The 11,570-nt window shown below is 39.7% G+C and carries 7 protein-coding genes and 1 pseudogene; 6 read left to right on the plus strand and 2 right to left on the minus strand.

The window, feature by feature from the left end; all coding sequences use genetic code 11:
• Window positions 1-74: 74 nt before the first annotated feature.
• Complete coding sequence (locus Q0017_RS11905; protein WP_298147096.1) at window positions 75-710, minus strand: hypothetical protein; 636 nt, start codon at window positions 708-710, stop codon at window positions 75-77.
• On the minus strand, window positions 700-1,341 hold the full coding sequence (locus tag Q0017_RS11910) for a hypothetical protein (RefSeq protein ID WP_298147098.1): 642 nt from the start codon (window positions 1,339-1,341) through the stop codon (window positions 700-702). The genes Q0017_RS11905 and Q0017_RS11910 overlap by 11 nt, the downstream gene beginning before the upstream one ends.
• 451 nt (window positions 1,342-1,792) lie before the next feature.
• Between Q0017_RS11910 and Q0017_RS11915 the strand changes: the two genes are divergently transcribed.
• The 6 genes and pseudogenes from Q0017_RS11915 to Q0017_RS11940 form a co-directional block, all read left to right on the plus strand.
• Window positions 1,793-2,140, plus strand: a complete 348-nt coding sequence (locus Q0017_RS11915; protein WP_298147100.1) for a helix-turn-helix transcriptional regulator — start codon at window positions 1,793-1,795, stop codon at window positions 2,138-2,140.
• A gap of 303 nt (window positions 2,141-2,443) precedes the next feature.
• Window positions 2,444-4,717, plus strand: a complete 2,274-nt coding sequence (locus Q0017_RS11920; protein WP_298147104.1) for a class I SAM-dependent DNA methyltransferase — start codon at window positions 2,444-2,446, stop codon at window positions 4,715-4,717.
• Entirely contained in the window at window positions 4,717-6,081 is a 1,365-nt protein-coding gene (locus Q0017_RS11925; protein ID WP_298147107.1) for a restriction endonuclease subunit S, read from the plus strand. The genes Q0017_RS11920 and Q0017_RS11925 overlap by 1 nt, the downstream gene beginning before the upstream one ends.
• A gap of 187 nt (window positions 6,082-6,268) precedes the next feature.
• Entirely contained in the window at window positions 6,269-7,186 is a 918-nt protein-coding gene (locus Q0017_RS11930; RefSeq protein ID WP_298147109.1) for an Abi family protein, read from the plus strand.
• 34 nt (window positions 7,187-7,220) lie between these two features.
• Window positions 7,221-10,484, plus strand: coding sequence for a DEAD/DEAH box helicase family protein (locus Q0017_RS11935; RefSeq protein WP_298147112.1), 3,264 nt, complete (start codon window positions 7,221-7,223; stop codon window positions 10,482-10,484).
• Window positions 10,485-10,511: 27 nt separating this feature from the next.
• Window positions 10,512-11,570: pseudogene (locus Q0017_RS11940) on the plus strand (hypothetical protein); the annotation flags it as partial.

Below are 11,570 nucleotides of genomic sequence, written 5' to 3' on the forward strand. Positions count from 1 at the left end.
GATTCAATCAATAATTGAACCGCTCTTTCTCTGATTTCAGGGGTATATTTTACTTTTTTCATCGGGACATTCTCTCAAGAAAAGTGGTCTCCGACAAACCCGGTACGGTTCAGTTTCTTGGGTTTAAGTGCTAAGACATAATCATAGAATCGCCGTATATCAAGCAGTAATAGATACTGAAAACGATTGAGTTTAGAGTCGTTTTCTAATTCCCGTAAACTCTTCACGAAGTTAGCCAAGGTAATCTCATGGCTAGGCAATTGCTCCCATAACCACAAATATTCCTGCTGATACCGATTCAACTGTTTGCCTTGTTGCGATGTGGCATAAGCTTCGTTTGCTAATCTAAATCGATTAAACACTCTAATAATGGTGGTTTGGTGATCCTTTTCAGTCGGATTCGGAATTGCTTTAAGAATACATGCTGCATGTAAATTATGCACAGCCCATCGTTGTATAACAGGATATTCATGCTGATCTACTGAATAGAGATAGGCACAGATCGGATGTTTAGACACACTTGGGGGGAGAGGTAGTTTTGTTGGGAGTTCAAACTTAGAGTCTGCATCGAAGCTGACTGTTGTTTTCAATAAGGGTTTTAATTCACAGATTGAGACAGTAGGTTTTAAGTGCTGTGCAATAGTATTTTGATAGCGCTGATCAAAAAATTCATGATCTAGCATTCGCTCAATGATGTTTTCAATTTTCATGGTCTAAACTCCAAAATTGTGATGCGCATGGTTGTACGCTCGTGAGTGCTTTACATTTATTTTTGAGTGCTTGAATTCGTAGGTCGTGAGTGCCGTTGATTTGCTTCTGGCGATAAAGCAGTTGATTACGACTGCAATCGATTAACTTGGCGAGTAAGTCTAGAGAAAGACTGCATCTCGGCTTGTCATAAAGCTTTTGATTCACATCGTAAATTGCTTGTTTCGATAGCGCCTGATTTAAGTTCTGAAGGAGCTGTTGAGGGTGAATCGCTTGAGGATTGATCTTGAGCTCAGTCATCAACTTAAAGAGTGTGTTGCTGAGTTGATATTGAACCTGAATGAGGTCTACATCAGTTTCTAGAATGGGATGTGCTTTAACTCGAATGTTTTGTTGTTGTGCCATATAAACCAGAAGAAAGTTATCTGTTGCGAATAACTCAGCTGGAGCAGGTGCAGTAGCAGATATTAGGCTCACGTCATGTTGAAAGTGTGTTGGCAGTTGCGAGGCATTTAAAATCTGAGCGTAGATTTGGTAAATTTTGAACAGAGGCGGGTAAGGACGGATCATGACCTCCTTTGTATAAAACGGTCTTTTATTGGCTAGCTGAGAATTTGCTTTTGTAGGCTTCATTTATTCGCCCTCCTGATTTTTTTAACTTAGATCAAGAAGTACAAAAAACTTTTAATTTTTATAAAAAGATCAAGAAAGTGGTTATAAATGTGGGCGGTTTTTGATGAATTTGAGAGGCTCAAAGCGGGTGGGAAATAGGGTGTATTTGGAATTTTTATTTTAAGTTATTGATTTTATTTGATGTGAATGTGGCTGGTTTCTTCGTGTTTTGTATTTTATATAAATGGAGCTTAAGGGGGGGATATTTCATTCAGCCCACCTTTTAAAAAAGCTTTGCCTAAAAAAAGTGCTCGAGTTGGCTTAAGCAAAATGACATCAGTAGGTACAAAAAAGTGAACCTATTTTGCATATAAATTCACTTAAGTACATGAAATGGTATCAATCTATGCGATGATTTTTTATTGTAATAGCTTAAAATTTATATACGTTTGAATTAAAAAGAGTGGCACATATGAATAATTACTCAAAAAATGATAGCTCAGAGTACATTGCATCTGTTTTCGGGGAGAGATTAAAGCGTTTACGGCTAAATAAAGACATGACACAAGTAGAAGTTGCTGAGAAGGCTTGGATCAAAAGGCGTACTGTTTTAAATGCAGAAAAAGGAGATGTTCGCTTATCGGACTTAATCGCTATTTTAAGGGCTTTAGATATGTTGGGTAATTTAGACGTCTTAATCCCAGAAGTCCCATATTCCCCAATGCAATTGTTAAAACTGCAGGGGAGGGTGAGAAAAAAAGCTTCTGGTAAAAATAAAAAGGCTAAACTAGCTATTCAATTGGCCAAACCGGATTGGTAAAATCCTATTTCTTGTATTTGCACTGATCTAGTTCAGCAATTGCCCCTCTCGATGGGGGATGGAACGTACAAAGTTGGTAGGCCGGATATTGTGGTTCAGGGCTGTGATGTAGTCGGTCTGATCCAAAAAAAGTAAACTTTAGTGACTACAAAATTTTTTTTAATAGCAGACTTATTTGCAGCTGTTCATATAATAAATAATATTCTTTTGTACAGTCTATCTCTAGCAAATTGCCTTGTAAATCAGGCACAATCACTCCTAGAATTTTCAAGTTTTACAGCCATTAGGCAAGCGGTTTTTTAAATGACAAATAATAACTTTTCACAGGTTGCTGCATTCATCTGGTCAGTTGCTGATCTACTTCGTGGTGACTTTAAACAATCTCAATATGGACGTGTCATTTTACCATTTACACTTTTATGCCGTTTAGAGTGTGTACTCGAACCAAGCAAAGCAAATGTATTAGTAGCCAATGAAAAAGTTAACTTAATGCCACTACCTGAAGGAGCTAAAGAAAAAATGCTACTTAAGGCAACCAATGGCTTATCTTTTTTTAACACATCAGAACTGAGTTTAGTGAGCCTTGGTCAAAAGGATATTCGTGCCAATTTGAATACTTACATTCAAAATTTTTCATCAGATGCCCGTGAAATCTTTGAGCACTTTAAATTTGAAGAGTTTATTGGTCTACTCGATGATGCCAACTTGCTTTATAAAGTAGTGCAAAAATTTGCGACCACTGATCTAAGTTACAGTGCTGTATCTAACCATGAAATGGGTTTGGTCTTCGAAGAACTAATACGCCGTTTTGCGGAAGGTTCAAATGAAACCGCAGGGGAACACTTTACCCCACGTGACATTGTGCGTTTAACCACAGGCTTGGTGTTTGGTAAAGATGACAAACTACTCAGCAAAGATGGCGTGATCCGTACCATTTATGACCCAACGGCGGGTACGGGTGGATTTTTATCCTCAGGTTCAGAATATGTCTATGAGCATAACCCTGAAGCGGTAATGCGGGTGTTTGGTCAGGAACTCAACCCAGAGTCATACGCGATCTGCAAAGCGGATATGCTGATCAAGGGGCAGGATGTACGTAACATCAAATTGGGTAATACACTCTCCAATGACCAACTGGCATATGAGAAATTTGACTACATGCTGTCAAATCCACCATTTGGTGTGGATTGGAAGAAGATCGAACAAGACATCAAAGATGAGCATGAGCAAAAGGGTTTTGAAGGTCGCTTTGGTGCAGGCTTGCCACGTGTATCGGATGGTTCTTTACTGTTCCTGATGCACCTGATTAGCAAGATGCGTGATACTGACAGCAATGGTCAGGGTAGTCGTATCGGCATTATTCTGAATGGTTCGCCTTTGTTTACCGGAAGTGCAGGTAGTGGTGAAAGTGAAATCCGCCGTTATATTCTAGAAGCCGATTTGTTAGAAGCGATTATCGCGCTACCAACCGACATGTTCTATAACACTGGTATTGCGACCTATGTGTGGGTACTGAGCAATAAGAAAGATGCTGAGCGTAAAGGCAAAGTGCATTTGATTAATGCTACTAGCCTCAGTTCAAAAATGCGTAAGTCTTTAGGCTCGAAGCGTAATTATTTAACCGATGAAGAAATCCGTACCATTACCCAAAACTACGGCGCATTTGAAGCGGTAGATACCTTAGCTCATGATGGTGAAAGTGATCAGAAAAAGCCTTTCTCAAGCAAAATCTTTAACAGTTACGAGTTTGGCTACCGCCGTGTGACCATCGAGCGTCCTTTGCGTTTATCGGCTCAGGTGAGTAATGATGCTGTAGCATCCTTACGTTTTGCACCGAAGCCATTTAATGCGGTGATGCAAAAGCTGTATGAGCAATACGGCGCAACATGGACAGCAGACAGTTATGGTCAATTGACTGAGTATGAAGCCGAGATTCGTGCGCTGATTAAAGCTGAATTTAGCGAACTGAAAGAAAAAGACATTAAGACTGTACTTGAGCCAAAATTATGGTTAGAACAACGCACCTTATTGACTAAAACCCAAGCCTTACAAGCCAAAATTGGCACGGCGCAATGTGATGACTTTAATGCTTTTGATGATGTGCTGAAACAAGCTTTAAAAAATGCCAATGTGAAACTTGAAACCAAAGAGAAGAAACAATTTCTGGATGCCATTACCTGGAAAAATACCGATGCTGAGCCTGTGATCAATAAAGTGGTGAAAGGTACAGGAAATCCGCTTTATGGTCAGTTTAGCTATAAAGGCAAAGTGGTTGAGTTTGTACAGGATGGTGATTTACGTGATGCCGAGAACATTGCGCTTGACCCAAGTCAAAGTACCACTGATTTAATTGAGTCTTACTTTAAGTGTGAAGTGCAACCGCATGTGCCTGATGCGTGGATCAATGCCGATAAGCGTGATGCTCAGGATGGCGAGATTGGTATTGTGGGTTATGAGATTCCGTTTAACCGTCATTTTTATGTGTATGAACCGCCACGTGATTTAAGCGAGATTGATGCGGATTTGGATGCGGTGAGCCGTGAAATTATGGCACTTCTTCATGAGGTGCATTCATAATGGCGAAGTATCAAAAATATGCTGAGTATAAAGATTCAGGTATTGAATGGTTAGGTGAGATTCCTAATCATTGGAATGTTGGAAATTTAAAATTCTCTTTTGTTGGTATAAAAAATGGTGCCACAGAAACCCAAATAGAAGAATCCAATAATACAGTACCTATTAGTAGAATTGAGTCTATTTCTACGGGTGAAATTAATTATGAGAAAGTAGGCTTTGTTAATAAATACTCAATAGCTGAAAGTTATAAAATTAATGAAGGTGACATACTACTGTCTCACATTAATAGTTTATCTATGGTAGGAAATATAGCTTTAAAAAGAGATACTTCGATTTTATATCATGGAATGAATCTGCTTAGACTAATGCCTAATAAAGACAAATTTGATCCTAAATATTTATTTTGGATTTTAAAGTCAAAGTATTTTAGAAATTCTGTTGAATCAATTGCTAAACCAGCAATTAATCAAGCTAGTGTTAGTATAGATTCTTTAAAGAATATCAGCCTGCTTATCCCAACTAAGATAGAACAACAAGATATAGCCAATTTTCTCGACCATGAAACCGCAAAAATTGACAGCTTAATTGCCAAGCAAGAAAAGCTGATTGAACTGCTTAAAGAAAAGCGTCAAGCGGTGATTAGCCATGCTGTAACCAAAGGTTTAAATCCTGATGTAACCATGAAAGATTCAGGTGTGGAATGGTTGGGACAAGTGCCTGAGCATTGGGCAGTTGCTAAGTTGGCTTATCGATATGAAGTTTTACTCGGGAAAATGCTTGATGAGAGCAAAATCACAGGGAATTATCTTGGTAAGTATCTAAGAAATACTGATGTGCAGTGGGGGCGAGTTAATAGTGAAAATTTACCCGAAATGGATTTTCGACCACATGAAATTGAAAGATATTCAGTACAACAAGGTGATCTACTTGTTTGTGAAGGTGGTGAAATTGGACGATGTGCCATATGGGAAAGTGAAGACACTTGCTTCTATCAAAAAGCCTTACATCGTTTAAGAGCATATTCAAGTCAAGATAGTCATAAATTTATGTTCTATGTACTTTTTGATTCTGTGCATCGAGAAAGATTTATTAGCGGAGTGGGTAAAGCAACAATTGCCCATTTACCCGCAGAGACATTTAAACAATATCGATTTGCCTTTCCACCAAAAAATGAACAGGTTCAAATCGTTGAATATTTAGATACGATGTCAAAAGCTTTTGATGAAATAGAAACAAAGGCTTTAGCTCAAATTAAATTGTTACAAGAACGCCGTACAGCCCTTATTTCCTCTGCGGTCACAGGTAAAATAGACGTACGCAATTGGCAACATCCCAATGAGGAGAAAATGGGGTTAAGCGCGTGAGTATGCTTAGCTGCCTCAAACCAATGCGGACTCCAGCAGATACAAAAAATCATTGCATAAATAATTGCAATGATTCAATATATGCTCAACAACACCCGACAAGGCTAGGCAAGCAATTGCATCCTCAAACTGTCGGGTTACTTGTTTCTGGAGCCCTAAAAAATATAACAATCAGGGCAAGCCATCTATGAAATCTTTTAACAAGCCTGCCAAAACCTTTGCTGAACAAATTGAGCTATTAAAAGCGCGTGGCATGCAATTTGCCAATGAGCAAGATGCACAATTTTACCTAGAGCAAATCAATTATTATCGCTTAGGTGCCTACTGGCTTCCGTTTGAATACACCCATTCACCACATTGCTTTAAACCAGAGACCAGTTTTGAACAGGTATTAGCGCTGTATGTATTTGATCGTGAATTAAGGTTACTTATCCTGGATGCCATAGAACGCCTGGAAGTTGCCGTTCGCACCCGTTTTGCCTATGAATTGGCACATCGGCATGGTTGTCACGCCTATCTGCAAGGGCAGTACTTTAAACCCGTCTTTAGATGGCAAAGCTTACTCGAATCACTGAAAACTGAAGTGTCCCGCGCAGATGAAGTCTTTATAGAACACTATAAACGTACCTATGATGAGCCTGAATTGCCACCAATCTGGGCAACCTGCGAAGTCATGAGTTTTGGGCAACTGTCCAAATGGTATCAGCTCTTGGCACCGATTCAGACACGTAAAGCCATTTCCAGTCATTTTGATTGCGATGAAAAACAGTTTGAAGGCTTATTACAGCATTTTGTCTACTTAAGAAATACCTGTGCTCATCATTCAAGACTATGGAACCGCAAATTTACCAAAACTATCGCTAAGCCACGCAGTAAGCCGATGGGGCTTCGGGTGCAATGCAATTTTGAACCTAGTAACTCAGCAGATCGAAAAATTTATAACAGTCTGGTATTTCTACTCTATTTCATGGACAAAATCGCCCCGCAGCATACATGGCGTAAATGTCTGGTTGATCTGCTTTTGACACATCACAACATATCAAAAACAGCGATGGGCTTCCCTGAAGATTGGCAAAGCTATCCAGTTTGGCAAATAGAACCGTAATAAAGAAATTTGGGTATTTAGGGGTAGGGGAAACATGAGATCGGATGCAACTTTAGAAACTATCTTCCAGAAAGATATTATTGCGAAAATGCAAAGCCATGGTTGGCTTGTTGGTTCAGGTATAGGCTATAACCGTGAAAAAGCTTTGTATGAACAGGATGTTTTAGACTTTGTGCAAAAGACCCAAGACAAAGAGTGGCAGAAGTTTAAAAACATCTTCCCGAATGATACCGAACGCCATTTTTTAGATACCGTGGTGGCTCAGCTTAAAAAAGCTGACATCAATGCCACCGATGTTGAATCTCGCAGTTATGGCACATTGGGCGTATTACGGCATGGTATCCGTACCCGTGGGGTACGTTTCTCATTTTGTCAGTTTAAACCTGAACATGGTCTAAACCCCGAACTGAATCAACGCTATCAGCAAAACATCTGCCGTGTGGTGCCTGAGTTGGTCTATAGCCCATACGCGAGCAAAGCCGAACTAGAGGCAACAGGCAAACAAGCCAAAAAATGGCGCATCGATCTGACTCTGTTTATCAATGGCTTTCCTGTGGCAACCATGGAGCTGAAATCCGAGTTTAAGCAAGCTGTGCAAAATGCCATGACACAGTATAGAAAGACTCGCTTACCCAAAGACCCTGAAACCAACAAGCCTGAACCCTTGCTCATGTTTAAACGTGGTGCATTGGTACACTTTGCCGTCAGTCAGTATGAAGTCTATATGGCGACGCATTTGAATGGTGATAGCACCTACTTCCTGCCATTTAACAAAGGCACCAAAGAGCAGGGTGCAGGCAATGACATTCCTGAAAATCAAAATGAATATGCAACAGGCTATTTATGGAATGAAGTACTCACGCCTGAAAGCTTACTGAATATTGTCGGTAACTTTATCCATCTTCAGATTGAAGAAAAGGAAGACTGGGAAGGTCGTATATACAAAAAAGAGAGCCTGATCTTCCCACGTTACCATCAGTGGAAAGTGGTCAGTAAACTGGTTGAGGACTCATTAGCTGAAGGCACAGGACAGAAATACCTGATTCAGCACAGCGCAGGTTCGGGTAAATCCAACTCAATTGCATGGACGGCGCATCAGCTTTCTAGCCTATATGATGCTAACAATAAAAAGATGTTTGATTCCGTCATTGTGGTGACAGACCGAACCATTTTAGATGCGCAATTACAAGACACCATTTATCAGTTTGAACATGCAGATGGCGTCGTGGGACGGATTAACAACAAGGAAGGCGATGGCTCCAAATCGGAGAAATTGGCAAAAGCTTTGGAAATGGCTCAGCCGATTATCATTGTCACCATTCAGACCTTCCCCTTTGTACTGCGTGCTATTGAAAACAGTACCAGCTTAAAAGAACGTAAATACGCCGTCATTGCCGATGAGGCGCATTCCTCCCAAAGCGGTTCTACGGCACGTCAGCTCAAAGAAACTCTGATGCTCGAAGAGCGTGAAGAAGATGAACAGCTTTCTTCGGAAGATATACTCGATGCCGTGATGGCATCACGTAAGGGTAGTGCAAACCTAAGTTTCTATGCCTTTACCGCAACCCCAAAGGATAAAACCTTACAACTGTTTGGACGCTTGCCCGATCCAAGCATGCCGCCGTCTAAAACCAATATTCCTGTGGCATATCACGTCTATTCGATGCGCCAAGCGATTGAAGAAGGCTTTATTTTGGATGTATTGAAGAACTATACCAATTATAAAGTCATCTATAAGCTCAAGCAGAAGATTGAAGAAAAAGATGCAACGGTGGATGCCAAGAAAGCCAAGATCAAGCTGAATCAATGGGTACGCTTGCATGACCATAATATCGTGCAAAAGGTCGGTGTGATCATTGAGCATTTTAAAAAGAACGTAATGGGTTTATTGGGTGGTCAGGCCAAAGCCATGGTGGTGACCAGCTCACGTAAAGAAGCTGTACGCTACAAACAAGCCTTTGATAAATACATTGCCGAGAATAAATACCAGAATATTCAAGCCATGGTGGCATTCTCTGGTGAAGTTGAATTCAACCAGAATGATTCTGATTGTAGTCATTTACTGGGGCAGAAATTCACTGAAAGTAACATGAACCCGAACCTGAAAGGCCGTGAAATGCGTAAGGCATTCGATAGCGATGATTTTCAGGTGATGATTGTGGCAAACAAGTTCCAGACCGGCTTTGACCAGCCGAAGCTGTGTGCAATGTATGTCGATAAGAAATTGGGTGGCGTGGAATGCGTACAGACATTATCTCGTTTGAATCGTACTTATCCGGGTAAAGCAGAAACTGGCACCTTTGTTCTGGATTTCTTTAATGAACCGCAAGATATTCTGGATGCCTTCCAACCTTACTACCAAACGGCAGAACTGGCAGATGTGTCCAATCCTGATCAGGTGTACGATTTGGCCAACAAGTTGAAGTCAGCAGGTATTTTCCTTATGACTGAGGTAGAGCAGTTTACAGAAGCTTTTTATAGCAAGAACAAATCCAATGCGGCACTTGCCAATATCTGTAAGCCTGCGATGCAACGCTGGCAACATCGTTACACGGCAGCCGTGAATGATTATGATGTCACTAAGAACCGTTTAGAACGCTGTAAACAGACAGGTGACGCCGTACTAATTGCCAATGCGGAAAATGAGTTTGCAGAAGCGAAGAAAGCGCGTGATGCTCTGGAAATCTTTAAAAAGGATTTAGGCAGTTTTACCCGTTTCTATGAGTTTATGTCGCAGATCGTGGAATATGACGACAAGGAGTTGGAGAAGCTCAGTCTTTTTGCCCGTAACTTGCGCCCATTACTGCGTGAACAGGTGGCCGAAGAGGATGAGGTTGATCTAAGCAATGTTGCAATGACGCATTACCGTTTGTCCAAGTTACGCCAACAGGATATTCATCTTAAAGCCGATAGTACCGATCATAAACTTGAGCCTGGTAATGAACTGGGTACTGCAAAGCCGAAAGACAAGAAAGAAGACTTTTTGTCGCAGATTTTAAGTCGTATGAATGATCTGTTTGTGACGGATAATCTGACAGAGAACGATATGATCAACTATGCTCTGACCATTGCTGACAAGATGTCTGAGAACACACGAATGATGAAACAGATTCATAACAACACTCGTGAACAGGCCATGCTGGGTGAGTTTGACACGGCGCTTGATGATGCTGTATTAGACAGTAATGCAGCGCATATGGAGCAAATGACACAGTTGATGAGTGATCCTGCGAAGATGAAGCAATTTGCGCATATTATTTATGATGTGTTGGTGAATAAAGAACAGAAGAATTTTTAAAAAATAGTTTAAATGTTAGGGGGTAATATGAATACGGTTTCCAAAATTAATTACAGTGAAAGAGAAGGCTTAGAACACCAAAGAGTAGAACTGTTAGAACAGCTTAAAAAGTTGCAATTTAAGCTATTTGATAAAAGTTCTCCAGAAGTTGTGGAGCATCTTAATCAACTTCATTTGGAAAAAGCAAAGCAACAGTCTTTGTTAAAAAAAGCACAGTCTAGATTGCAGCAGTTAGAACCAGAATTAGAAAATTTTAAACAGGGTACTGAGCTTATTTTACTTGAGGCTATTAGTCAGCAAGACTGGTATAGGTTTAAAAATAAACGTGAAATTGTATTTAATAGTAAAACAGGTTTAGTTTTTCCTAACTTTGAATACATACCTCATATTGAATATGCTGATTGGAAAGCCGAGCAAAAAAATTATGCTCCCAATGATATTGGCAAAGGTAAATGGTTAATCCTGTCAGAGATTTTTTATTATAATGGGAAAAACAATAAGACAGTAAATTCATTCGCTGAAGTTGAAAGCTCTCAAATTCAGAAATTTAATTATCCATCAAAATTTAGGGGTGATAAGAAAGTAACGATTTATATAGCCAAAAGCTTAAATTATGAAGGAAAATTGTCCAAAATCTATTATTTAACAAATTTTTCAAATATTCATGAAGCTTCTTGGGCAGAATATAGTAGTTATGGTTGGAATGAGTTTAAAGTTTTTCCAGCTCTAAAAATTTTAGAAAATCCAGAGATATCAATCGATAATCCTAGATTGACCAAATTAGAAAAATCTAAAATTATTTTAGATTTCTTTCTTGAACAAGATTGGATTCCAAATTTTGAACCTTTTTTAGAAAAATCTAAAAATGAAGATAATGATGGTTTTCAAGAACGGTTCATCGCAGCTCAAAAACAATGTGACGAATATAACCGTATTTTCGACGCTTACTACAAGCGAATACAATTACAAAAGCAGTTGATAGGATTGGAGTCACAAATTGCTGAATTACCTGAACCGTACCGGGTTTGTCGGAGACTCAATATTCTGAGAGACTATTCCGATGAAAAAACCAACCTATACCCCCGA

This window comes from uncultured Acinetobacter sp. (genome assembly GCF_947624825.1).
Classification (GTDB): Bacteria; Pseudomonadota; Gammaproteobacteria; order Pseudomonadales; family Moraxellaceae; genus Acinetobacter.

Excerpts from the sequence above, each read along its gene's own strand:
- Q0017_RS11905 (WP_298147096.1), bottom strand. The coding sequence starts at position 710 with ATGAAAATTGAAAACATCATTGAGCGAATGCTAGATCATGAATTTTTT.
- Q0017_RS11910 (WP_298147098.1), bottom strand. The coding sequence starts at position 1,341 with ATGAAGCCTACAAAAGCAAATTCTCAGCTAGCCAATAAAAGACCGTTT.
- Q0017_RS11915 (WP_298147100.1), top strand. The coding sequence starts at position 1,793 with ATGAATAATTACTCAAAAAATGATAGCTCAGAGTACATTGCATCTGTT.
- Q0017_RS11920 (WP_298147104.1), top strand. The coding sequence starts at position 2,444 with ATGACAAATAATAACTTTTCACAGGTTGCTGCATTCATCTGGTCAGTT.
- Q0017_RS11925 (WP_298147107.1), top strand. The coding sequence starts at position 4,717 with ATGGCGAAGTATCAAAAATATGCTGAGTATAAAGATTCAGGTATTGAA.
- Q0017_RS11930 (WP_298147109.1), top strand. The coding sequence starts at position 6,269 with ATGAAATCTTTTAACAAGCCTGCCAAAACCTTTGCTGAACAAATTGAG.
- Q0017_RS11935 (WP_298147112.1), top strand. The coding sequence starts at position 7,221 with ATGAGATCGGATGCAACTTTAGAAACTATCTTCCAGAAAGATATTATT.